The organism is Pseudomonas syringae (assembly GCF_000737245.1).
In the GTDB taxonomy this organism is placed as follows: Bacteria; Pseudomonadota; Gammaproteobacteria; order Pseudomonadales; family Pseudomonadaceae; genus Aquipseudomonas; species Aquipseudomonas syringae_J.
On record NZ_JPQU01000023.1, the window covers coordinates 90,692 to 114,108 of the forward strand.

Consider the following 23,417-nt stretch of genomic DNA (forward strand, 5'->3'; position numbering starts at 1 on the left):
ATTTACTGATGCTATTCACTGATGCGCCGTGCAAGGCCGTTGGCACTCTCGATCAAGACTTTGCGATAAGCGTTGTAATGGGTTTTGGCATCGTCGCGTGGGGCAACGATGCACAAGGTAGCAATGCACACGCCGTTGCTGTCTTTGACCGGAGCGGCAAAGCAATGGGTGAAAGTGTCGGCCACGCTATCGAAGGAGAAGAAACCCTCTTCGCCCGCCTTGCGAATTTCACCGAGAAAGGTCGCCATGGAGAGCCTCTCCCCATCGGGCAGGATGAAGTCATCGGCGTCAATCAGTTCGGCAATGGCCTGATCGGACAAATGGGTCAGCAGCAAGCGGCCAGAAGCGGTCCAGGGAATCGGAGCGTTCTCGCCGATATTCGAGGATATGCGGAAATGTCGTTCACCCTCCTGCATCAGTGCCACGGTGTATTTGCGGCCGTTGAGCAGGCACATCTGCGCGGTTTCCCGGGTCTGCCTGACAATATCACTGAGGCAAACCTGAGCTTCACGCGTAAAGTCGAAATGGCGTAGATGAGCCTGACCCAGGAAATAAAGCTGGCGGCCCAGATAGACATGACCTTCGGTACCAACAGGTTCAAGGATGCGCCGTTCGAGCAATGACGCCACCAGTTCATACACCGTGGATTTTGGGCTGCCGATGCCGTTGGCAATGTCGTTGGGTCGTAATGGAGCGCCTTTTTCCTTGAGGAAATCAAGGATGTCGAACGCCCGATCCAGCCCCCGCGCCCGTCGCTTTATGGTGTCTTCGGTCATGTCTGGGTTATCCGAAATGGTGTGAAGGCTCATCGTCCAGCCCTGTGTCGTGGGACCGGCTTAAGCCGGGAAGAGGCCGGTGCAGCCGCTAGATATTCTTCAATCCTTGTCGCGCCTTCCCGGCTAAAGCCGGTTCCACGTCACGCCTTCTTTTTGTACGCAATGCAATCAATCTCGACCTTGCAATCGACCATCATATTGGCCTGCACACAGGCTCGTGCAGGCGCATGCTCGGGCTTGAAGTACTCACCGAACACTTTATTGAAACTCCAGAAATCCCGCGGATCTTCCAGCCACACGCCGACCCGCACCACATCCTCAAGGCCGTAACCGGCCTCGGTCAGAATAGCTACCAGGTTGTCCATGGTCTTGCGGGTCTGCTCAACGATCCCGCCGGCGATGATTTCACCCTCATGGGCGGGCACTTGCCCGGAGACATGCAGCCAGCCATCGGCTTCCACGGCTCGTGCAAAAGGACGAGGCTGGCCGCCACCGGCAACGCTTCCAGCGCCGTAACGTTTGATGCTCATGCTGTTTTTCTCCAGGCTGAAGGTGATGAAAGCAAAAACCTAATTCCGCTACAGCGGAACTTATTCTGCAATAAAGGAATACTGAAGAGTCTGCCACAATCAGTGGATGAAAAAAACCAACGCGCCGACGTCCTGGCTGTCTATCGGATACGCTTTAACGCCAGACAGGGCTGACTGGTTGCTGAGCAGCTATTATCAGGCAGACAGGCATTTCGCCGTTGCCCGCAAAACGGAGATCCAATGGCTTTAGCAGAACATCCTCATCAAGTTGCCCTGGAAATTTTCCTCGCCCGGCACCCGGACCTGGAGCAGGAACTTGCCAGGCTCAATCCTTTGGCCGCCCAGGCCGCAGGGCTGACCCGGGAGCAGTATCGAGAAGAGCGCCTGCATGAGGCCTTCGAGGAAGAAGCCGAGAGGCAGGGCTTATTTGCCTGGGAGTTGACCTTGCAGCTGACGGCGCAAACCCCCGAAGAGTACGAAGCTCAACGCCAAGAGGTGCATAAAGAGGTAGCGCAGATGGCCGGGATGGACTGGCTTCAATACTGCGAAATGAACGGTCTGACACCCTGAGCAACAAGACCGTTCGTCGCCCCCAAGGGCACCCTGCCATCTCTCGACTGACCAATATCAGGTAACGCCCATAATTTGGAGACGCACCATGATGAAGTCAAAGATGACTAGCCTTTTCCTTGCAGGACTGCTTTCCATCTCTTTCGGGTCCGCGTTCGCAGCGGGCGAATCGGGCACCGGCCCAGTCAAACCTGAAACCGGCGGTGCCCAGAGCGGTTCCGCGATGCCACCAGGCACTCACCCTGCCGCTCCAGACGGCAGCACCAAAAAAGCTGATGCCTATGGTCGCAGCTCCGAATCCGGTGCGGGCAAATCTGTCGATGGCGGCACTACTGGCAGCGCTGTAGGTAAAACCGGTGGCCCGAACAAAAACGGCCCTAATGGTACCGGCGGCGGCGCATCAGGCTCTGACGACAACTGAGTCTCGGTGACAGCAAATGGCCCGGTCAATGCCGGGCCATTTTTTTTGCTTGAGTTACGAGCTGGCTAAGTTAAAGACAAGTCGCCAACGCAGCCCCACGCCGCTCGGCTGCCTGACTCGACGGCGGCGCGTAATAGCTGACAGCCGATCCGGCCCCAGCTGGTTTCACGTCGACAAAAAACTCCGCGCCCGTGTTGTAGATAGTGAACCCATCTTTGCCTGAATGCATGAAGGCATCCGCTTCGCCGCCCAGTAGTGCTTCGTCCTGCCATGAGTATTCAATGCACTGCGCGACAACAACGGCAGTCTTGTGGCTGGAGTAGGACTTGTAAGGACCAGCCAGGCGGGCTTGATTTGACGGGGAGGTGCATCCTGCGAGCAGTGTGACAACCAGCACCGTGGGGACCAGCACCGAAATCAAAAGCTTCATGACATTCCTTGGGTTAAAGAAATGGATTCTACACGGTCGGGGAAGGCGCATGCCGGTCCATGCGCCCTGCCCGTGAGCTTTATGCTTCAGTCAATTGCACTTCGTACTCTTTGACGTATTCCCCAGCCAGGGTTTCTTTCTGCTTGTCATCGAGAATCTTGCCCGCCATTTGAAAGAATTTCTGCTCTTCTTCCTTCAAGTGATGATGGACTTTCTCGGAAAGTTTCTTGGCTGTCGCCAGCCAGCTGGGGCTCGACATTTCGGTCTCGTCCAACTCTTCCATCATCTCGTCCATTTCGTGATGTTCGGAGATTGCGTGCCGACTCAGATCAACGCCACTGTCGTGCTCCATCAGCGGGATATAAAAGAAGCGTTCCTCGGCCGTTTCATGGGCCTGAAGCTCGGCTTTGAGCTGTTTATAGGCTTCAGCACGCTCGGCAGTGTCGCCGTGGGTCTGCACCAGGATGTCGGCATAGTTGCGCTGGCGCTCGTGGCTTTCTCGCAAGGCTTCAAAAATATTCAAGGTCTATTCTCCAGAGACTGGCTTCCGAATCTGGAAGCGACCCTTACTAGACAGTCGGGCAAGAATGGCAGTTCAACATTATTGCGGGAGTACGCGAGGTACCGGAAACTACCGCACCAGCAAATGAACGAAGCCAAAGGACAAAGGATGTTGCAAGACGACCGCCAATATCTTGAGCTGGAAAATCTCCAAATCCAGAGCCGCAAGTTGGTCGCAGAAACCCGCAAGCTACTGGCCGAAGAAAAGAAATTGAAGCGAGAAGCCTTCTGGTACCCGTACCTTGTAGGCGCAGGCCTGATAACAGCGGCCAGTGCAATCATCAATCTGATTTCCAAGGCCTGATTGGCTTCAGACCATCGCCGGGCTTGAGTTTTAGCGGCTATGGGTACACATTATTACAAGCGACGGCTACCAGATCATACCGTCCCGTTGAAAGGATCGACCATGGATAACACTCGAAACAGCAATAGCGGCGAGAGGCTGTTGAGTCGTGAGCTTGCCGAGCTGGATGTGTTGATGAACACCAAAGAGTCGTTTGCCAAGCGCATCGGCCTCCTGCCTTTTGCGGCCGGTGCGGTGTCTGCAGCGGCTGCGTTGGTTGTCATCCAGCTAATCACCCACCTGTAAAACCTCTCCTTTAAGCCCCTTACTCCCAGGGGCTTGCATGCCGCCATACAACTGTCGCCTCACCTATGCGACAATGCGCGCCAAATTCGGCATGAATCCCGCTTTCATTTCCAGTCATCCGACCTCCTGTGTCGCAGATGCTGGCTAGATATGGCCCGAAGAATGGCCTCGAACCAGAGTCTCAATCGCTCAGGTACAGAGACGAAAACGGGTATCAAATCGGTAATCGGCTTCCATAAGCCACATCCAAGCTATTGAAGGTAAGGTAATTGATCTCCACAGCAAACATCACCATGCAGTTCGGCGCCAAACCCCTGTTCGAGAACGTCTCGGTCAAGTTCGGTGCCGGTAACCGTTACGGCCTGATCGGCGCCAACGGCTGCGGCAAGTCCACCTTCATGAAGATCCTGGGCGGCGATCTTGAGCCTTCGGGTGGGCAGGTGATGCTTGAGCCGAATGTGCGTCTGGGTAAACTGCGCCAGGATCAGTTCGCCTATGAAGAATTCACGGTGCTCGACACCGTGATCATGGGTCACGAAGAACTGTGGAAGGTCAAGGCCGAGCGCGATCGCATCTACTCGCTGCCGGAAATGAGCGAAGAAGACGGCATGGCGGTGGCCGAGCTGGAAACCGAATTCGCTGAAATGGACGGCTACACGGCCGAGTCCCGTGCCGGTGAGTTGTTGCTTGGCCTGGGTATCGGCATCGATCAACACTTTGGCCCGATGAGCGAAGTATCGCCGGGCTGGAAGCTGCGCGTATTGCTCGCTCAGGCACTGTTTTCCGATCCGGAAGTGCTGCTGCTCGACGAACCGACCAACCACCTGGACATCAACACCATTCGCTGGCTGGAAAACATCCTGACCCAGCGCAACAGCCTGATGATCATCATCTCCCACGACCGTCACTTCCTGAACAGCGTGTGCACCCACATGGCTGACCTGGACTACGGCGAGCTGCGTCTGTTCCCGGGCAACTACGACGAATACATGACCGTGGCGACCCAGTCCCGCGAGCAACTGCTATCGGACAACGCCAAGAAGAAAGCTCAGATTACCGAGCTGCAATCGTTCGTCAGCCGCTTCTCCGCCAACGCCTCGAAAGCCAAACAGGCCACTTCCCGCGCCAAGGCTATCGACAAGATCCAGCTGGCCGAGGTCAAGCCTTCGAGCCGCGTCAGCCCGTTTATCCGCTTCGAACAAACCAAAAAGCTGCATCGCCAGGCGGTTATCGTCGAGCGCATGGCTAAAGGCTTCGACGGCAAGCCGCTGTTCAAAGACTTCAGCTTCCAGATTGAAGCAGGCGAGCGCGTAGCGATCATCGGCCCGAACGGTATCGGTAAAACCACCCTGCTGCGCACCCTGGTCAACGAACTGACTCCGGATGCTGGTAGCGTCAAATGGACCGATGCGGCGGAACTGGGCTACTACGCTCAGGACCACGCTCACGACTTCGAAGATGACGTCACGCTGTTCGACTGGATGGGCCAGTGGACTCAGGGCGAGCAGATGATCCGCGGTACTTTGGGTCGGATGCTGTTCTCCAACGACGAGATCCAGAAGTCGGTCAAGGTGATTTCCGGTGGTGAGCAAGGCCGCATGCTGTTCGGCAAGCTGATCCTGCAAAAGCCGAACGTGCTGATCATGGACGAACCGACCAACCACTTGGACATGGAATCCATTGAAGCGCTGAACCTGGCGCTGGAAAACTATCCAGGTACCTTGATCTTCGTCAGCCACGACCGCGAATTCGTTTCGTCCCTGGCGACCCGCATCATCGAACTGAGCCCAAGTGGCGTGACCGACTTCAGCGGCACCTACGACGACTACCTGCGTAGCCAGGGTGTGGTGTTCTAAATAGCCTGAGCCTGTAAAGTTCGCAGCCTTCGGCAGCTCCTACAGACAGTACGCGGGACTGTAGGAGTTATCGGTGGTTACGACGGCGACGCATGCGGCGTCTCTGACACGCCGCAGTTCGTGGCCTTCGGTACATCCCATCACACATGAAATAAATATCTGAATTGGAATGCTTTTCTGTAGGAGCTCACGAGCACCGCGAGGCAGCGATGGCGGTTTGCCTGAAACACCGGGCTCGCTGGCCTCGTAACCTCGGTGAGCGCCTACAGGTCAGCACTTTCAATGCGAATGACGAGGCTCGCCACCAGTGCGGGCAATCACTTTCAAGTGCAGGGTTGCCGGTTCCAGGCAGCCACCTGTAGACAATTGCCCCACCAGTTGCCGATAGAGTTCTTGCCAGGGCGTTTGTGATGCCGGGTAGTCCGGTGTCCAGGCAAGACGCCGTTCAGCCATCTCTTCATCGGAAACCAGCACATTGACCGAACGTGAGTTGAGGTCAACCCGCAGTCGGTCGTTGGTGCGCAGCAGCGCAAGTCCCCCGCCTACAGCCGCTTCTGGCGACATATTGAGAATCGATGGGCTCGCCGAGGTTCCGCTTTGCCGACCGTCGCCCAGGCACGGCAGCGAATCAATACCCTGCTTGATCAGCCTGGCAGGCGGCGCCATATTGACCACCTCGGCACTGCCCGGATATCCCACTGTTCCCGCGCCTCTGATCACCAGAATGCAACGCTCGTCGATATCAAGCTCCGGATCATTGATTCGCGCGTGATAGTCCTCAGGCCCTTCGAAGACGATGGCCCGAGCTTCAAAGGTGTTTTCCGCGCCGGGTTCGGACAGATAGGTTTTACGGAACGCTTCGCCGACCACAGACATTTTCATGATCGCGCTATCAAAGAAGTTGCCGCTGAGCACAATGAAACCGGCGCCATGCTTGAGTGGAGCGTCATACGGAAAGATCACGTCCACGTCACTGGCGAAGGCCGTGGTAACGATTTCGCCGATGCTTTTCCCGGACACCGTCGCACAAGCCTCATGCAGTCGTCCGGCCTTTTGCAGTTCGTGCATCACTGCGGGCACACCCCCTGCCCGGTGGAAGCTTTCCCCCAGGTATTTACCCGCTGGCATGCAGTTGACCAACAACGGGACGTCCTCACCGATCCGTTGCCAATCGTCGAGACTCAGTTCGACCCCCATGTGCCGTGCAATAGCGATCAAATGCGGAGGACAGTTACTCGACGCGCCCAGCGCCGAGGCCACGGCAATGGCATTTTCGAACGCCTCGCGGGTCATGATCTGCGAGGGGCGCACGTCCTGCCGCACCAGGTCACAGATGCGTTTGCCTGTGGCATAGGCCATTTGCCCGCGCTCACGATACGGCGCTGGAATACTTGCGCAACCAGGCAGTGACATACCGAGGGCTTCAGCCAAAGCATTCATCGATAGCGCCGTGCCCATGGTGTTGCAGTGACCTACAGACGGTGATGCCGCGGTGGTCATTTCCATGAAACCTTCGTAGTTGATTTCCCCGGCGGCCATCAAATTTCTGGCGTGCCAGAGCACGGTCCCGGAACCGATCAACTGGCCTTTGTGATAACCGTCAAGCATGGGTCCGCCGGACAGGACGATAGATGGCAGGTCGGTCGTTGCCGCTGCCATAAGGCAGGCAGGAGTTGTCTTGTCACAACCGGTGGTCAGGACAACGCCATCGAGTGGGTAGCCGTGGAGGATCTCTACCAGCCCCAGATAAGCCAGATTGCGGTCCAGCGCTGCGGTCGGTCGCCGCGACTGTTCGGCGATCGGATGCACCGGGAATTCCATGGGGATACCCCCGGCATCTCGGATGCCCGCCTTCACCCGTTGCGCCAGTTCAATGTGATGGCGATTGCAGGGCGTTAGATCACTGCCAGTCTGGGCGATGCCAATGATCGGTCTCCCGGACTGCAGCTCATCCCGGGTCAGGCCGTAGTTCATGTAGCGCTCGACGTAGAGGGCCGTCATGTCCGCGTGCTCGGGGTCATCAAACCATTGCTGGCTGCGCAGAGGGCGTTTGGGTGTATCAGTCATGATCGGTTTCTCTCTTGTAATTGAATTGATCAGTCAGGCGAATCTGTTTGCCCCGAAGCAACGGGGTCAGGCAATGACGCGGGCTTGTTGCTGCGAGTGAATTTCGTCTTCGCTGAGCACTGCGCCACTGCCGACGGCGTCAGCCAGGTCGGTCAGGCTACGACCGCGGGTTTCGATGGATAACAGGGTTCCCATCAAGGTCAAGACCGCCAGCACGATGGTGTACACCGCCAGCACCCAATATGCACCGCCCGCCATCCCGACCAGGAAAATCCCCAGGATCGGGGCGATACCGCCGGACAGCATCGCTCCCACCTCACGGGACAAGGCAACCCCGGAGTAGCGATAACGATTGCCGAACAGCTCGGTGAAGTGCGCGCACTGTGCGCCGAGCATGCTGTTGGCGCCCAGAGCAAAGCCGCCGATGATGGCGATCGAGACCAGTGTCGGGTTACCGGTGTCGATCATCCACCAGGCCGGAACCGCCCAGAGTGCAGTGAAAATAGCCCCGCAGCGATAAACCACCAGACGCCCTACTCGGTCAGACAACGCGCCGAACAGCGGCGTGGTGATCACACTGGCGATACTCGCAATGAGCACCGCATTGGTGCCGATAGTGGCGAAGTTTGCATTGTCGGCAGCGCCCTGCTTCATCGCATAGCCGGTGAGGAATGCAATGGCCACTGTGGTATAGAGCGTCGAACAACCGGTCTCCGCCAGACGCATCAGACTGGTTGCCAGTAGCGGGCGACGAGCCCCCTTGAGCACCGCCCGCATGGGCGACTGGATGACATTCCTCGATTCAGCGAGGTCTTTGAAAACCGGGCTCTCCTTGAGCTTCAAGCGGATCCAGATCGCCATGACGATGAGCACGATGCTCGCCAGGAACGGCAGGCGCCAGCCCCAGGCAAGTATTTCCTCCTGGGTCAGCACGGCTTGCATGATGCGGAAGGTAATGGTCGCCATCGCCAGACCGGTGAATACGCCTATGAACGGCAATGCCGCGTAAAAACCTCGACGCTTGGGCGGCGCCAGTTCGGCCATCAAGGTCGCAGCGCCGGTTTGTTCCGCTCCGGCGCCAAAACCTTGCAGCAGGCGAAGGAATACCAGCAACACCGCACCCACGCTTCCAGTGGGTAACAGGCCGATGAGGGTTGTCGCCAGGCCCATCAGGCCGATGGTCAGCAGCAGCACCAGCTTGCGCCCCTTGCGATCACCTAATGATCCAAAGAACAGGCCTCCGAATGGGCGAGCAAGAAAGCCCGCGCCATAGGTCGCAAAGCTGGCCAGCAACGCGCCGGTGGTGCCCAGGGACGGAAAAAAGATATGACCAAAGACCAGCGCGGAGGCCAGGCCGTAAATGGCGAAATCATAGTATTCAAGGGCGCTGCCGACAGCACCGGTAAAAATGGCCCGTCGTAGCTGTTTGGGATCAGGCGCGACAGGGTTCGAATCACTGGCGTCAGAGTGCATGGTGAGCCTCGCTTTTATTGTTATTAGCACGGCAGTCCTGACTTTTACGATCAGGCGTATAAGTCAGGGCTCAACGGGATAAAAGCCCTCGCGCTGCCAGGTTCTGGAACAAGGCATTAACGCCGAAGCTCCAGCGCTGAGCATCACTGCTGTGGGTGACGATGTTGCGCAGGCTGCCCAGCAACGGGCTGCTGATGGTGACCTGGTCGCCCAGTTTGTGGGTGAAACCGCCGCCCGGGTGATCGCGATCCTCAGTAGGGGCGAACAAAGTGCCGAGGAACAGCACAAAGCCGTCCGGGTATTGGTGATTAGCGTTGAGGGTTTGGCCGGCGAGGTCAGCAGGGTCGCGGCTGATCTGATCCATGGAGCTGGAGCCGCGCATCACGTATCCGTCCAGGCCTCGTACTTCCAGATCCACCACACAGCTGCGCACATCGTCGAGGCTGAAGGTTTCGTCAAACAGCCGCACGAATGGCCCAAGAGAACATGAAGCATTGTTGTCTTTAGCCTTGCTCAACAGCAGTGCACTACGGCCTTCGAAGTCACGCAGGTTCACATCATTACCCAGCGTGGCGCCGTGAATCTGCCCGCGACTGTTAACAGTGAGGACGATTTCCGGCTCAGGGTTGTTCCAGTGCGATTTGGGATGGATGCCCACTTCGCAGCCGCTGCCGACAGCCGCGAGGATCGGTGCTTTGGTAAAAATTTCGGCGTCCGGGCCTATGCCCACCTCCAGATATTGCGACCACATGCCCTGCTCGATCAGCAAGGCTTTGAGCCGCATAGCCTGCTCCGAACCTGGTTTGATGCTGCGCAGATTATCGCCAATGGCGCTGTGCACCACGGCCCGTACCGCCTCGGCCTTGGCGGCATCGCCTCCTGCCTGCTCCTCGATGACACGTTCGATCATGCTGGCGGCAAAGGTTACACCTGCGGCTTTGATAACCTGCAGATCGACTGGCGGCAGCAAGTACGGTTTTTCAGGATCCGGATTGGGGTGCGAGTTTTCCAGCAAGGCTTCGAGACTGGCGACCAGGGTGCCTGTTGCGGCTCGAACAGCACTGAGGGGCTCTGGGTGCTCCAGCAAGTCCGTCAGGGTCGGGAAATGCCGGGACAGATCGAACACCCCTTCCGGGCGAATGACCACTGGCGACGGGCCTGAAACTGCACCGGGGATCCATGCGCGGCCAATTAAAGTACCCGTCAGGCCATCCGTCGGGAGTGTGTTCGCAGGCGTAAGTGTGAGCGACATTTTTATTGGTTTCCTGTTCAGCGAGGCCCCTCACGCTAGGTGCTGACAGCGATAAACTCCAATGACAAATATTCAATAACCGATAACCTCACGGTATCAAGGCTGAGTCACTACCGACGTTCCAAGTCCTCTCCAGACCCGCTGCCAAACCCTCGATGAACACGGTTTCTGCCCGGCTCATGCGCTGTTCGCGGTTCCACAACAGGTGTATATCGACATCCGCAACCCCATCCAGCGGCGGGACGCGCCATAGCAAGCCGTTGGCGACGTCTTCAACTACCACGTGCTCCGGCAAACACCCCAGGCCAATCCCGGCGATGACCAGCCGGCGGATTTCTTCGAGGCTCGATGAGGACGCGACGATCCGTCCGGAGAAGCCCTGCTGGTCGCGAAAAATCGTCAGGGGCGAGAGCATTCCGCCAATCTGGTCGCTGGTGAAACTGACGAAGTTCTCTTGCTGCACGTCGCTCTGAGTCAGGTCTGTACGGCCATATAAAGGGTGATTACGGCCGCAGAAAAATACATAACGCTGACGCTGAAACAGACGTTGCTCCAGGCGCGGTTGCAGTCGGCGATTGAGGCTTAAACCCAACGTTGCGGTCTTTTCCAGCAGCGCGCTGACAATGTCAGAGCTGCGCATCACATCCACCTCAAGATCAACACGGGGGTGATTGCGATGAAACTGCGTAAGGAAATTATCGAAGCTGGTCGAAACGATGCGGCTGATCATCAGTAAGCGGACTTTACCGATCACCTCATCACCCGGCATTTGCAGGGTATTGCTGACCTGGGACACGTGACCATACATCTCGCCCGCCAGAGCGAAAATCTTCACGCCCGCTTCTGTCAGATCAAACCTCGGCCCTCGACGGGCAATAAGCTGACAACCCAACTGCTCTTCTAGACGCTTGAGGGCCTGGCTGACTGCGGGTTGTGTCAGGTGCATCCGGGCGGCGGCACGGCTGATGCTCAGCTCCTGACCGATGACGCGAAAGGTACGCAGCAGATTCCAGTCAAGGCGGTCGTTAAGCAATGAAGGGATATTGCGAGAGGGATCTGTCATCGCCGGCCTCAATAATAATTCCTGTTTATAGTTCGCATAATAAATAGAAATTTGACTGATTATGCCTAAAGCGCAAAAAATCATTTCACAGTCGCCACCAGAGTGACTTCGCCGTAACTTTTTCTCCTGCCAACAAAACTAACCAATGGAGTACTACATGGAGCTTTCTGCTTCCCCGCAGCCGCGCCGTGCGGCGGCCGCCGCATTCGTCGGCACCATGATCGAGTGGTACGACTTTTATATTTATGCGACCGCTGCCGCCCTGGTTTTCGGTCAGCTCTTTTTCCCCTCCGAAGACAAACTGTTCAGCACCATGGCTGCGTTTGGCACTTTTGCCGTGGGCTTCTTCGCCCGGCCGCTGGGCGGCGTGATCTTCGGTCATATCGGCGACCGCATAGGCCGCAAAAAATCGTTGGTTATCACGCTGGTGATGATGGGCGTGGTGACAATCTGCATCGGCTTACTACCCACTTACGCGCAAATCGGCGCCGCTGCTCCGGTGCTGTTGATCCTGCTGCGAGTGGTACAAGGCATCGCGGTGGGTGGTGAATGGGGTGGCGCGGTGCTCATGGCGGGCGAACATGCGCCTAAAGGTCGACGCAACTTTTTCGCCTCTTTTGCTCAGTTGGGCAGCCCGGCGGGCCTGATTCTTTCGCTTTTGGCCTTCAGTGCGGTGACGCGTTTGCCGGAAGAGGACTTGATGAGCTGGGGCTGGCGTCTGCCATTCCTGGCCAGCGCGGCGCTGTTGATCGTCGGGCTTGCCATTCGCCTGGGGGTGAACGAGTCGCCTGAGTTTCTCGATAACAAAGAGCAGGCGCGGCTGGACTTCGAAAGATCCGGACGCAAGCAACAAGCACCAGTGCTGGAAGTCCTGAAAACATCCTGGCGCCCGCTGTTGCTCTGTATCGGAGCCAACACCCTCGGGATCGCCGGCGTCTACTTCACCAATACATTCATGATCGCCTATAGCACCCAGCAACTGGGACTGCCCCGCTCGCTGATTCTCGAATGTCTGTTTGTGGTCGCCATCATCCAGTTCTGCATCCAGCCCATTGCGGCATGGATTGCGGAAAAAGTCGGTGCAACGCGCTTCCTTTGCGCGGTGACGATTCTGGCCATGGCGTCACCCTACCCCATGTTCATCCTGGTCAGCAGTGGTGAAGCACCGATGATCATTGCCGGGATTGCCTTGGCGGTGGTGTGCATGGCGTCGTTCTACGCGGTGATCGCAGGCTACGTCAGCGGCATGTTCGAAACCCGCGTGCGCTACACGGCCATCTCCCTCGCCTATCAGGTGTGCGGTGCGTTGGCTGGTGGCCTGACGCCGCTGATCGGAACCTGGCTGGCGCACTCCTATCCTGGCCAGTGGTGGCCGATGGCAGTGTTCTACACCCTGATCGCCGGGACTTCACTGATCTGTGTGTTAGCGCTGGCGCAGCGTCATGCGACTGCCTTCAGACTCGAAACGGCTCGCGAAGCCTGATTGGCCAACTACCGAACGAGGAATTACCGATGCTCAGTTTCTTCCATCCCGAACAACTTCTGCACTTTCCGAAAAGCTATTATTCGCGCGGACAGATGCGCACCCCGCAGGAAGTCCCCCAGCGCGCGCAAAATCTTCTGCAAGCCGTGGACAGTCTCGGATTCGACATCAGAGAACCCGAGGATTTCGGCCTCGACCCTTTACTGGCAGTGCACAGCCCTGCTTACCTGACCTTCCTTGAAAACGCCCACGCGGACTGGAAAAAAATGCCCGACGACTGGGGCGATGAGGTGATGTCCAATATCTTTGTTCGCGAACCCAATGCCCTGCGTGGAATCCTCGCCAAGGCCGCGCGGTACCTGGCGGATGGCAGTTGCCCGGTTGGCGAAAATACCTGGCGGTCGGCTTACTGGTCAGCGCAAAGTGCTGTTGCCGCTGCCAAGGCCGTGCTCGACGGCGAGCCCGCTGCTTACGCGCTGTGTAGACCTCCAGGGCATCACGCCCGTGCCGAGGCGGCTGGTGGTTTCTGCTACGTGAACAGCGCGGCGGTTGCTGCTCAGGTGTTAAGGGAACGCTTCCAGCGTGTGGCCGTGCTCGATACCGACATGCATCATGGCCAGGGCATTCAAGAAATCTTTTATGAACGTGATGATGTGCTTTACGCCTCTATTCATGGTGATCCGGAGAACTTCTACCCTGGGGTTGCCGGTTTCGAGGAGGAACAAGGAGCGGGCGTCGGGACGGGCTTCAACGTCAACTTCCCGATGCCTCACGGCTCCAGCGAAGCGGTGTTCATGGACAAGCTGGAACAGTCGCTGGAGGCGGTAAAAGCCTTCGATGCGCAGGTCTTGGTGCTGTCGCTGGGCTTCGATATCTATGAGCTGGACCCTCAAAGCCAGGTCGCCGTTACCCGCGAAGGTTTTGCAAGGCTGGGTGAACGCGTTCGAAGCCTGGGTCTGCCCTGCGTGATCGTGCAGGAAGGTGGCTATCACCTGGAAACACTGGCAGACAATGCTCAGGCGTTTTTCCACAGTTCGCAGAGCTGGAGAGGTTGCTAACTGACACCGCGCTATCGCACAGCAAATGTAGACCCTGTAGGAGCGCGCTTGCCCGCGATGACGTTGGTTCAGTCGACAAAGTTAGCGTCTGAAATAACGCCATCGCGGGCAAGCGCGCTCCTACAGGACTTGTTGCCTAGGTCTTCTCCAGCACCGAGAAGTTAATCGCGCGCTGAAATGATTCGAGAAATACGGTCTCAGCGCGGGTCATGCGTTGCTCGCGGTTCCACATGAGAAACACGTCAACATCCACAACGCCTTCCGCTGGCGGCAATCGCCAGATCAGGCCATTGTGCAGATCGATGTCCACCAGATGCTCCGGCAAGCAACCAATGCCGTAGCCCGCGATGATCAAGCGGCGGATCTCTTCAAAACTGGAGGACTTGGCAACGATTTTGCCGGTGAACCCGTGCTCATCCCGAAAGACCGTCAAGGGTGAAAGATTCCCGCCAATCTGGTCGCTGGTGAAGCTGACAAAATTCTCCCCTTTCAATCCGTCCAGGGATAACCGTCGCTGTCCGAATAGCCGGTGGCGCTTGCCGCAGAAGAACGCATAGCGCTGACGCATCATGGGCACCCGCTCTAATTTGGGCTGCGCAAATCGGCACAGGCCGACGCCCACGCTGGCGGTCTTCTGGTTCAACGAGCTCTGAATATCCGAACTGCGCATGACCTCCACTTCCAACTCCACCCGAGGGTGCTGTTGGTGGAAATCCGCCAGGAATTCATCGTACAGGGACGACTGCACGAGGCTGATGGACAGCACCCGCACCTTGCCGACGACGTCTTCTACTGCGTCCTCAACCGCTGTACCTAAACGTGTGACGTTGCCATACATCTCCTGCGCGATGTCCAGCACTTCCTCACCTGCCTGGGTCAGGTCGAACCGCGGCCCTCTGCGCAGGATCAATGCGCAATCCAGTTGTTCCTCCAGCCGTTTGAGGGATTGGCTGACGGCTGATTGAGTAACGAAAAGCCGCGCTGCAGCCCGGCTGATGCTGCGCTCCTGACCGATGGCCAGATAGGTACGCAGCAGATTCCAGTCCAGTCGATCATTGAGAAAACGCCGCCCCTTCCATTTGTCTTCCGGCTCGATGACATCGCCGTCGCTCATCCACTCACCATTAGTAGCCAGGCTAATACCAAGAATTAGTATTAGAAAATTGATTAATCATAACCGGTAAGCGATAAAGCGGGTAAGCGCCATCAGAGCGCCATTGATCAGTCTTGAAACCCTGCCAGAAAGCCAATGATAAAAGGGCCTTGCATGCAAACCTCTCGCAACCAGTCGCGCCGTGCGGCCGCCGCTGCATTCGTCGGAACCACCGTCGAATTTTATGACTTCTACATCTACGCCACTGCCGCTGCTCTGGTACTTGGCCAGGTGTTCTTCCCCAGTGAAAACCCGGCACTCAGTACGCTGGCCGCATTCGGTACGTTCGCCGTTGGCTTTATCGCACGGCCAATGGCCGGGATGGTGTTCGGCCATCTGGGTGACCGTTTGGGTCGCAAGAAGATGCTGTTGTTCACGATGCTGTTGATGGGCCTGGCTACCACCGGAATCGGCATGCTGCCCAGCTATGCCAGCGCTGGCATCTGGGCCCCCATCGGATTAGTTGCACTGCGCATCGTTCAGGGGATCTCGGTCGGTGGCGAATGGGGTGGCGCGGTGTTGATGGCCAGCGAGCACGCACCGAAGGGTCGCAAGACGTTCTATGCCTCTTTTGCGCAACTGGGTAGCCCGGCCGGCCTGCTGCTCGCCTTGATTGCCTTCCGGCTGGTGACCTCACTTGAGCCAGCCGAACTGCTCGACTGGGGCTGGCGCCTGCCGTTCCTGGCCAGTGGTGTGCTGATGATGATTGGTTTGGTCATTCGCTTCGGGGTCGATGAGTCGCCGGAATTCAAAGCCGTCGCGGACAACGGCGAGACTGCCAAATACCCTGTGCTGGACGTTATACGTACGTGCTGGAGGCAGATTTTCTTCGCGGCCTGCGCCGTGACCATCGGCTCGGCAGGCTTCTTCTTCACCAATACGTTCATGATCACCTACGTCACGCAATATCAGGGAATCTCCCGGGCGACGATTCTTGATTGCCTGTTCATCGTGACGATCCTGCAATTTATCTCCCAGCCCTTGAGTGCACTGCTGGCAGAGCGTATCGGCGAAGGCCGGTTCCTGAAGCTCGCGGCCCTGCTTTCGATGGTCATGCCGTACCCGATGTTTGTGTTGGTCGGGACACAGAACCTGGCATTAATGACCCTGGGCATCGCCATGGCGGTGATCACCTTGTCGGCGCTTTACGCGGTCATCGCCGGCTACATGGCCCAGGCCTTCCCAGCGCATCTGCGCTACAGCGGCATCTCTATTGCCTATCAATTGATCTGCGCGATTGCTGGCGGTACGACCCCGATCATTGGCACGTTGCTGGCCACACATTACGCCGGGCAATGGCTGCCCTTGGCGATTTTCTTCAGCTTGGTGGCTGGCCTGTCGCTATTTGGCGTCTGTGGCCTGGCGCGCTTGCGTGGCGAAACGAACGCCGCCCGCGCGCCAGCACTTCAGTAACCCAGCCGTTCAATAAGCCAGCATTTAATAAGGAGCCATCATGAACACCCTTGACTCAATGGATGCCGTCGAACGGCAGGCCCGATATGACCTGGCCGCGCTGTATCGACTGGTGGCGCATTTCCGCATGACCGACCTGATCGACACGCACATCAGCCTGCGTATTCCAGGTCCCGAGCATCACTTTCTGATCAACCGCTACGGGGTGATCTTCGACCGCATGACGGCCAGCGATCTGGTGCGCATCGATCAGTATGGTCAAGTGGTCAACGGCGACGTCGAGAACAGTCGGGTCAATGCCGCAGGTTTCGTGATCCATTCGGCGATTCACATGGCCCGCGAGGACCTGAACTGTGTGATCCATACCCATACCGCCGCAGGCATGGCGGTCGCGGCCCAAGAACACGGCTTGCTGCCGATCACTCAACACGCGTTGAAGTTCTACGGCAAGCTGGCGTATCACACCTATGAAGGCATCGCCCTGTCGATGGATGAGCGTGAGCGTCTGGTCGCTGATCTGGGCACTCACAAGGCGATGATCCTGCGCAACCATGGCCTGCTGGTGGGGGGTAAAAGTGTTGCCCACGCATTCCACGAATTGCACTTCCTGGAGCGAGCCTGCCAGGCGCAGATTCAAGCCCTGTCCGGCAACAGCAAACTGATACAGCCGAGTGAAGAGGTCTGCCGCCTGGCAGCACAGCAATTTGATCGCGAGGAAGCCGAAGAAATCATCCAGCTCAGCTGGAAAGCGACGCTTACCCTGATCGAAGACCAGCGCGAGTCGTACTGCTCATGATGACTGTCGTTCTTTTGGCAAGCGATACCGGCCTGCTCACCCAGTTACAGGCTGCGTTCGCTCGCCAGGCACCCGAATTGCGGGTGGTGCTGGCCGATGACCCGCACGCGGACCGGGCACAAATCGCCGCCTGCTGGTATCCGCCGGCAAACAGCATGAGCGCCCTGCCCAACCTGCAACTGGTGCATTCGGTAGCGGCCGGGGTTGATCACCTGCAAACCGATCCGAGCCGTCCTGACGTACCCGCCTGCCGGGTGGTCGACCCGGACCATCGTCAGGGCATGACCGAATACGTGCGCTGGGCCGTGCTGAATTTCCATCGGGACTTCGACCGTGTCACGGCGCAACAGCGCCAAAAACTGTGGCAGCGTCACCCGCAGCGTCCGGCCTCGGAGTTCAAGGTGGGCATCATGGGTCTTGGCTCGCTGGGTGCGGCAATCGCCACGGACTTGTCCGGTGCCGGGTATACGGTGCGCGGCTGGGCGCGAAGCCCACGGGAGTTGTCGGGTGTCGCTTGTCATCATGGCGATGATCAGTTCGACGGTTTCCTCGACGGGCTGGACATGCTGATCAACCTGCTGCCGTTGACCGAGGCCACCCGCGGCATCCTGTGCAAGCGGACCTTCGCGGCGCTCTCTACCGGTGCGGTGATCGTCAACGTCGGACGCGGGCAACACTTGGTGATTGACGACCTGGAGCAGGCGCTCGCCAGCGGTCAATTACGCGGCGCGGTACTGGATGTGTTCGAGCGCGAGCCGCTGCCTTTCAGTGAGCGACTCTGGCAAATGCCGGGAGTGGTGATCACCCCGCACATGGCTTCAGCCGCCTCTCATGACTGTATCGCCCGGCAGGTGGCCGAAAACGCTCGCCGGCTGAGCAATGGCGAACCCCTGAACAATCTGGTGAACCCGGAACTGGGTTACTGAGTAATACGCAAGAGGCTTACTGATGAACGTACTGAAATGCAACGGCGAGCGCCTCTGGGGCAGCCTCATGGACATGGCCAAAATAGGCGCCACCGCCAAGGGTGGTAACTGTCGGTTGGCGCTGTCAGCAGAAGATGCAGCCGGACGCGAACTGTTCATGAGCTGGTGCCGGGCAGAAGGCATGACTCTCGGCTTCGACGCCATTGGCAACCTGTTCGCGCGTCGCGCCGGAATTGACGACAGCCTTGCCCCCATTGTCATGGGCAGTCACCTGGATACCCAGCCAAAAGGCGGCAGGTTCGATGGCATCTACGGTGTACTGAGCGGTCTGGAAGTGGTTCGCTGCCTCAACGAACAAGGCCTTCAGAGCCAGCGCCCCATCGAGATTGCGGTGTGGACCAACGAAGAAGGTGCACGCTTTACCCCGGCCATGTTTGGCTCGGCGGTGTTCACTGGCAGCCTGCCCCTGCAAACGGCTCTGGATGCGCAGGACGCTGACGGCATCAGCGTCGCCCAAGCGCTACAAGCGACTGGCCACACCGGTGAGCTGCCATTTGAAAGGCCATTCGACGCTTATTTCGAAGCCCATATCGAGCAAGGTCCGATCCTTGAGGACAATGGCCTGCCAGTTGGCGTCGTAACCGGCGGCCAGGCCATCTGCTGGCTGGACGTGCAGGTCAAGGGTCAGAGCGCCCACGCCGGTACGACGCCGATGAAACTGCGCAAGGATGCGGTGTTTGGCGTGGCACAGATGGCTTCGCAGCTTGAGGCCCTGGCTGAAGAGTTCGCCCCCAAGGGTCTGGTGACCATCGGCCAGTTGAGCATTGCCAAATCGTCGCGCAACACCATTGCCGGCAGTGTGAATTTCACAGTGGATCTGCGTCATCATCAGGACGAGCAGATTGCCGCCATGGAACAGCAAGTGCAGCAGCGCTTCCAGCAAGTCGCCGACGCCCGGGGCCTGACCCTGAGTATTGAGCGCCACTGGCTCAGTCCAGCGACGCCTTTTGATGGTGATTGCGTTGCGGCAGTGCGCAGCGCTGTCGAAGCCCTGGGTTACCCCCATCAGGACATCGTCAGTGGCGCCGGTCACGACGCCATCCTGCTGGCGCGCCACTGTCCGACCACCATGGTCTTCATTCCATGTGTGGGTGGGCTGAGTCACAACGAGGCCGAAGACATCTTCCCGGAACACGCGCGCATGGGGTGCGATGTGTTGCTCAACGCCATCGTCGGACGCATTCAGCGCTAAAGATTTTTCCAGCCTATCTCTCACCTGACCTCCTCACCGGTCGGAAGGCCGGGCACAAGGGGAGCTCTTTGGATTGCCGTTTACTTATGCAACAAGCATGCGATGTGAGCGCTGTCCAAAATGGACATCAACGAAATTCTCTTCCCTCCGACGGCGCAGGAGGTCTGATTGAGCGTCAGGATCTGCGCACGATCTTGATCGAATGAGTCAGGGTCGGCTTGCGGGTCACGCTGATGGCCCGGCGTGTCACTGTATCGATAGTGATGTTCCAGTAGCCACTGCTCGGTACCGTGATCTTTGCCGGAAAGCTGTCGAAGGCGCCGCCATGATAGGTGTGGCGGCCGCCATTCTTGAAGCTGCGAAAGTTCGCATCGCTCATCAGGCGGATATTGCAGGCCTGGGACGCCTGGATGACGACAATGTCGTCCTCATTGAGATGTTCACGCTGGTGTATGAATTTCATCTACAGCTCCGGCCAGGTCTCTGGCCTGTTAAATCTGCTTCACGCTTGCTGGGCAAGGATCATGGGCATCAAGCCCGGAAAGCGACTTTCCAGATCTTCCAGACGCAACGAGTTCATGTGCGTGGTGCCCACGCTCTGGGTTCTCACCAGCCCCGCATCGCGCAAGACGCGAAAATGATGAGACATGCTCGACTTGGGGCGACCACCGTCAAGCTCGCCGCAGGTTGCTTCGGTAACGTGGCCAAGGCGGCGCACGATGTCTAGACGTACCGGATCGCTCAAGGCGTAAAACAATCGCTCGAGGACAAAATCGCTGGCAGGGGGGTGTTTGAATGGTCGCATGGGGCGAATCATACACAGGGGTTTACGAATCAGCCATAGTTCGAATAGTATCGAACAATCGAATTCACTAGATCCCTGAGGTTTCAGCATGTCTGCGTTGTTCCAGCCGTACACCCTTAAAGACATCACATTGCGCAACCGCATTGCCGTCCCGCCGATGTGCCAATACTCGGCCGTCGATGGTTTGATCAACGATTGGCACAAAGTTCACCTAGCGGCCATCGCCCGTGGCGGCGCCGGCCTGGTGATCGTCGAAGCCACTGCGGTGTCTCCTGAGGGCCGTATCACCCCCGGCTGCACCGGCATCTGGAATGATGAACTGGCTCAAGCTTTTGTGCCTGTGGTCAAGGCGATTAAGGACGCTGGCTCCGTGCCAGGCATCCAGATCGCCCACGCCGGCCGCAAAGCCAGCGCCAACCGTCCGTGGGAAGGCGACGACCATATCGCTGCCGATGATTCGCGCGGCTGGCAGACCATCGCGCCCTCCTCCATTGCCTTTGGTGCCAACCTGCCCAAAGTGCCAGAAGCCATGACACTGGATGATATCGCCCGGGTGCGTGACGACTTCGTTGCAGCCGCTCGCCGCGCTCGCGATGCCGGTTTTGAATGGCTGGAATTGCACTTCGCCCACGGCTACCTGGCGCAAACGTTTTTCTCCGAACACTCCAACAAGCGTGACGACGCCTATGGCGGCAGCTTTGAAAATCGCAGCCGCTTCCTGCTGGAAACCCTGGCCGCCGTCCGTGACGTCTGGCCTGAACACCTGCCGCTGACCGCGCGTTTTGGCGTGCTGGAGTTCGATGGTCGTGATGAGCAGACCATGCTGGAATCCATCGAGCTGACCCGTCAATTCAAGGCGGCAGGCCTGGACATGCTCAGCGTCAGCATCGGCTTCACCATCCCGGAAACCAACATTCCCTGGGCTCCGTCCTTCATGGGCCCAATTGCCGAGCGCGTGCGCCGTGAAGCCGGGATCCCGGTGTCCTCGGCCTGGGGCTTTGGTACTCCGGCTATCGCCGAGCAAGTGGTCAAGGACGGTCAGTTGGACCTGGTGATGGTCGGCAGAGCTCACCTTGCCAACCCGCACTGGGCGTATTTCGCGGCCAAGGAATTGGGCGTGGATCGGGCTTCCTGGACATTGCCAGCACCTTACGCGCACTGGCTTGAGCGTTACTGATCAGTGAAGTGAAAAAAAAGGCGACCTCTAGGTCGCCTTTTTTCATTGAGCGTCGTTATCCCATATCCAGCCCCACAAGCCCGGCAAATGCACGGATTCAGAACTGCTCTGAACAGTCCGTGCCATGGCTGCGCGTTGCAGTTCGGCGGTGTTGTCATAGAAAGGTTTAGCATCCAGCTTCAGGCCGTTGGCATGGGCGCTGTCGAGCAATATCTGTAGATACTCTCGGGTGTGCCTTGCGGTATAACGATTCAAGTCATGGAAGGTGATGACAACCGGCACCACTCCGTCCACGCTGGGCAGCTCGCCCTTGGCAACCTGCTCACGCACGACGGACAATTCCCGGAGCATGTGCGAGCGCCGACGCGGGCTGGCATTGAAGCCCCAGATCTTGCCGTCGTTGGCGCTGACATCGGTCAGCAACACATGCATCTGGTGCAACTGATAAGCCGCAAAGGTTCGCTTGTCGTAGTTCCAGAACGGCGGCCGCAATAGTGAGGGCGGCGCACCGGTAATGGCGGCAATGGCTGCGCTGCCCTGGTTCAACGACTGCTCAAGTTCCTGGGGGCTCAACGAGCGATGATTGGTATGCGACGGGGTCCCGGTATGAAAACCCAGGATATGCCCTTGCGCATGCTCGCGACGCATTACTCTGCGCCCTCGATCACTGTTGCCCGCCCTGGGCGCTCCGGTTTGAACGAAGAACACTGCCTTGATGCCACTTTGCAGCGGGTTATGGGCAAGGCTGTCCATCACTTGCAAGGTTGGATTAGCGAACCCCGAAGAGCTGGGGCCGTCATCGAATGTCAGAAGGAAGCGAATCGGCGGTTGCTGCTGCAACCGTTGCTCGGTTTCGGAGGTCAGAGGAACCGGCGCGGCAATACAACCCGCCAGTGCTGCCGCCATGGCGAGACAGCTCATCACAGTGAAAATGGTTTTCATGGAATTTTGTCGCCCGGATAACGGCTGAAACGATCTGGCCCGAGCAAATCCATGCATTGGCGCTAACGAAGGCTATCGACAGGCAATAGCGGGCGGCAGTTTAACCGCAAATTCGTGTTGATTGCGCTTGGCATTTCAGTCATTTACACGAGGAATGCATTATTTGGCAGACTTCGCATTTTTCTCCCGTTTAGCTGTCAATGCGCCGTCATTGCGCCGATCATCTGCAACTCGTCGATTTTTATAAAAAAATGAATTTTTTTCAGTTTGTTTTGTTCAGATGACGAGAAGCGACCGACTGGATCCAACGGCGCAGTGCTTCGTGCTTCTTAATGATTAGCAGAGGGAATAAGTAATGACTCAATCATCGCAGTATGGGGAGGCCTCGGCATCGGCATCGGCATCGGCAAGTCTGGTGCTGATTGTCGAGGATGAACCAATGATTCGCGACTTCGTGCAAGAGATCCTTGAGTTCGAAGGCGGGTTCAGGACTGAGTCTGTGGAGAACGCAGATCAAGCCCTTGAATATCTTCAGAATCACGCGCATGAAGTGTCATTACTGCTGACTGATGTACGCATGCCTGGAAGCATGGACGGCATCGCTTTGGCAAATCTGGTGGCCGGTAAATGGCCTGCGATGCCCATCGTGGTGATGTCCGGACACGGAACGCCCGGCAGTGATCAGCTTCCTCCTGATGTGCTTTTCATCGCCAAGCCCTGGACCATTACTCAGCTGCTGGATGGTGTATGCGGGAAGATCAGTGCTAGCGGCGCCCACTCCAGCGAAACCGCGAGCCAGTCACGCTGAGTGCAGCATGCTCTAT

The 23,417-nt window shown here is 57.8% G+C and carries 25 protein-coding genes; 13 read left to right on the forward strand and 12 right to left on the reverse strand.

Annotated features, from left to right (window positions below; translation table 11 throughout):
• Positions 1-11: 11 nt before the first annotated feature.
• A complete protein-coding gene (locus tag IV01_RS18295; RefSeq protein WP_032627153.1) occupies positions 12-776 on the reverse strand; it encodes an IclR family transcriptional regulator in 765 nt (254 codons plus the stop codon).
• 140 nt (positions 777-916) lie between these two features.
• Complete coding sequence (locus tag IV01_RS18290; RefSeq protein ID WP_032627155.1) at positions 917-1,306, reverse strand: RidA family protein; 390 nt, start codon at positions 1,304-1,306, stop codon at positions 917-919.
• Between the two features lie 240 nt (positions 1,307-1,546).
• Between IV01_RS18290 and IV01_RS18285 the strand changes: the two genes are divergently transcribed.
• Together IV01_RS18285 and IV01_RS0124745 are read left to right on the forward strand one after the other, a co-directional pair.
• The gene (locus tag IV01_RS18285) at positions 1,547-1,876 is read left to right on the forward strand and encodes a DUF6388 family protein (protein WP_032627158.1); all 330 of its coding nucleotides are present in this window, start codon (positions 1,547-1,549) and stop codon (positions 1,874-1,876) included.
• A gap of 88 nt (positions 1,877-1,964) precedes the next feature.
• The gene (locus IV01_RS0124745) at positions 1,965-2,297 is read left to right on the forward strand and encodes a hypothetical protein (protein WP_032627160.1); all 333 of its coding nucleotides are present in this window, start codon (positions 1,965-1,967) and stop codon (positions 2,295-2,297) included.
• 70 nt (positions 2,298-2,367) lie between these two features.
• On the opposite strand, the gene IV01_RS18280 is transcribed toward IV01_RS0124745, so the two are convergent.
• A complete protein-coding gene (locus IV01_RS18280; protein ID WP_032627162.1) occupies positions 2,368-2,727 on the reverse strand; it encodes a hypothetical protein in 360 nt (119 codons plus the stop codon).
• A gap of 79 nt (positions 2,728-2,806) precedes the next feature.
• Complete coding sequence (locus IV01_RS18275; RefSeq protein ID WP_032627163.1) at positions 2,807-3,250, reverse strand: hemerythrin domain-containing protein; 444 nt, start codon at positions 3,248-3,250, stop codon at positions 2,807-2,809.
• A 147-nt stretch (positions 3,251-3,397) separates the two neighbouring features.
• Between IV01_RS18275 and IV01_RS18270 the strand changes: the two genes are divergently transcribed.
• From IV01_RS18270 to IV01_RS18260, 3 genes are all read left to right on the forward strand, one after another.
• Positions 3,398-3,592 carry a hypothetical protein gene (locus IV01_RS18270; RefSeq protein ID WP_032627164.1) on the forward strand — a complete coding sequence of 65 codons (195 nt, stop codon included), beginning with the start codon at positions 3,398-3,400 and terminating at the stop codon, positions 3,590-3,592.
• Between the two features lie 102 nt (positions 3,593-3,694).
• Positions 3,695-3,877 carry a hypothetical protein gene (locus IV01_RS18265; protein WP_032627165.1) on the forward strand — a complete coding sequence of 61 codons (183 nt, stop codon included), beginning with the start codon at positions 3,695-3,697 and terminating at the stop codon, positions 3,875-3,877.
• A 269-nt stretch (positions 3,878-4,146) separates the two neighbouring features.
• Complete coding sequence (locus IV01_RS18260) at positions 4,147-5,733, forward strand: ABC-F family ATPase (RefSeq protein WP_080290236.1); 1,587 nt, start codon at positions 4,147-4,149, stop codon at positions 5,731-5,733.
• 279 nt (positions 5,734-6,012) lie between these two features.
• On the opposite strand, the gene IV01_RS18255 is transcribed toward IV01_RS18260, so the two are convergent.
• The 4 genes from IV01_RS18255 to IV01_RS18245 form a co-directional block, all read right to left on the reverse strand.
• Positions 6,013-7,800 (reverse strand): IlvD/Edd family dehydratase, encoded by a 1,788-nt coding sequence (locus IV01_RS18255; protein WP_032627167.1) that lies wholly within the window; start codon positions 7,798-7,800, stop codon positions 6,013-6,015.
• Between the two features lie 66 nt (positions 7,801-7,866).
• Positions 7,867-9,273 (reverse strand): MFS transporter, encoded by a 1,407-nt coding sequence (locus tag IV01_RS0124750; RefSeq protein ID WP_050507328.1) that lies wholly within the window; start codon positions 9,271-9,273, stop codon positions 7,867-7,869.
• 70 nt (positions 9,274-9,343) lie between these two features.
• Positions 9,344-10,525 carry a fumarylacetoacetate hydrolase family protein gene (locus IV01_RS18250; protein ID WP_032627168.1) on the reverse strand — a complete coding sequence of 394 codons (1,182 nt, stop codon included), beginning with the start codon at positions 10,523-10,525 and terminating at the stop codon, positions 9,344-9,346.
• 88 nt (positions 10,526-10,613) lie between these two features.
• Complete coding sequence (locus IV01_RS18245; protein ID WP_032627169.1) at positions 10,614-11,588, reverse strand: LysR family transcriptional regulator; 975 nt, start codon at positions 11,586-11,588, stop codon at positions 10,614-10,616.
• 157 nt (positions 11,589-11,745) lie between these two features.
• Here IV01_RS18245 and IV01_RS18240 point away from each other — a divergent pair, with 157 nt between their 5' ends.
• Positions 11,746-13,071 carry an MFS transporter gene (locus IV01_RS18240; RefSeq protein ID WP_032627170.1) on the forward strand — a complete coding sequence of 442 codons (1,326 nt, stop codon included), beginning with the start codon at positions 11,746-11,748 and terminating at the stop codon, positions 13,069-13,071.
• Between the two features lie 29 nt (positions 13,072-13,100).
• Positions 13,101-14,129, forward strand: coding sequence for a histone deacetylase family protein (locus IV01_RS18235; RefSeq protein WP_032627171.1), 1,029 nt, complete (start codon positions 13,101-13,103; stop codon positions 14,127-14,129).
• Positions 14,130-14,265: 136 nt separating this feature from the next.
• On the opposite strand, the gene IV01_RS18230 is transcribed toward IV01_RS18235, so the two are convergent.
• A complete protein-coding gene (locus tag IV01_RS18230; RefSeq protein WP_032627172.1) occupies positions 14,266-15,243 on the reverse strand; it encodes a LysR family transcriptional regulator in 978 nt (325 codons plus the stop codon).
• A 153-nt stretch (positions 15,244-15,396) separates the two neighbouring features.
• On the opposite strand from IV01_RS18230, the gene IV01_RS18225 reads away from it, so the two are divergent.
• Genes IV01_RS18225 through IV01_RS18210 form a run of 4 tightly spaced genes read left to right on the forward strand, consistent with a single transcriptional unit; the run spans position 15,397 to position 19,669 of the window.
• The gene (locus tag IV01_RS18225; protein WP_032627173.1) at positions 15,397-16,695 is read left to right on the forward strand and encodes an MFS transporter; all 1,299 of its coding nucleotides are present in this window, start codon (positions 15,397-15,399) and stop codon (positions 16,693-16,695) included.
• 40 nt (positions 16,696-16,735) lie between these two features.
• Positions 16,736-17,491, forward strand: a complete 756-nt coding sequence (locus tag IV01_RS18220) for a class II aldolase/adducin family protein (RefSeq protein WP_032627174.1) — start codon at positions 16,736-16,738, stop codon at positions 17,489-17,491.
• A complete protein-coding gene (locus IV01_RS18215; protein ID WP_032627175.1) occupies positions 17,488-18,417 on the forward strand; it encodes a 2-hydroxyacid dehydrogenase in 930 nt (309 codons plus the stop codon). Before IV01_RS18220 ends, IV01_RS18215 begins: the two co-directional genes overlap by 4 nt.
• Before the next feature lie 22 nt (positions 18,418-18,439).
• On the forward strand, positions 18,440-19,669 hold the full coding sequence (locus IV01_RS18210; RefSeq protein WP_032627176.1) for a Zn-dependent hydrolase: 1,230 nt from the start codon (positions 18,440-18,442) through the stop codon (positions 19,667-19,669).
• Positions 19,670-19,844: 175 nt separating this feature from the next.
• On the opposite strand, the gene IV01_RS18205 is transcribed toward IV01_RS18210, so the two are convergent.
• Together IV01_RS18205 and IV01_RS18200 are read right to left on the reverse strand one after the other, a co-directional pair.
• Positions 19,845-20,132 carry a DUF1883 domain-containing protein gene (locus IV01_RS18205; protein WP_032627177.1) on the reverse strand — a complete coding sequence of 96 codons (288 nt, stop codon included), beginning with the start codon at positions 20,130-20,132 and terminating at the stop codon, positions 19,845-19,847.
• Between the two features lie 39 nt (positions 20,133-20,171).
• Entirely contained in the window at positions 20,172-20,474 is a 303-nt protein-coding gene (locus IV01_RS18200; RefSeq protein WP_032627178.1) for an ArsR/SmtB family transcription factor, read from the reverse strand.
• An 88-nt stretch (positions 20,475-20,562) separates the two neighbouring features.
• Here IV01_RS18200 and IV01_RS18195 point away from each other — a divergent pair, with 88 nt between their 5' ends.
• Complete coding sequence (locus IV01_RS18195; RefSeq protein ID WP_032627179.1) at positions 20,563-21,651, forward strand: NADH:flavin oxidoreductase/NADH oxidase; 1,089 nt, start codon at positions 20,563-20,565, stop codon at positions 21,649-21,651.
• A gap of 42 nt (positions 21,652-21,693) precedes the next feature.
• Here the strand turns inward: IV01_RS18195 and IV01_RS18190 are convergent, their stop codons facing one another.
• Positions 21,694-22,593 carry a polysaccharide deacetylase family protein gene (locus IV01_RS18190; RefSeq protein ID WP_032627180.1) on the reverse strand — a complete coding sequence of 300 codons (900 nt, stop codon included), beginning with the start codon at positions 22,591-22,593 and terminating at the stop codon, positions 21,694-21,696.
• Between the two features lie 355 nt (positions 22,594-22,948).
• On the opposite strand from IV01_RS18190, the gene IV01_RS0124755 reads away from it, so the two are divergent.
• Positions 22,949-23,401 carry a response regulator gene (locus IV01_RS0124755; protein ID WP_032627181.1) on the forward strand — a complete coding sequence of 151 codons (453 nt, stop codon included), beginning with the start codon at positions 22,949-22,951 and terminating at the stop codon, positions 23,399-23,401.
• Positions 23,402-23,417 lie beyond the last annotated feature (16 nt).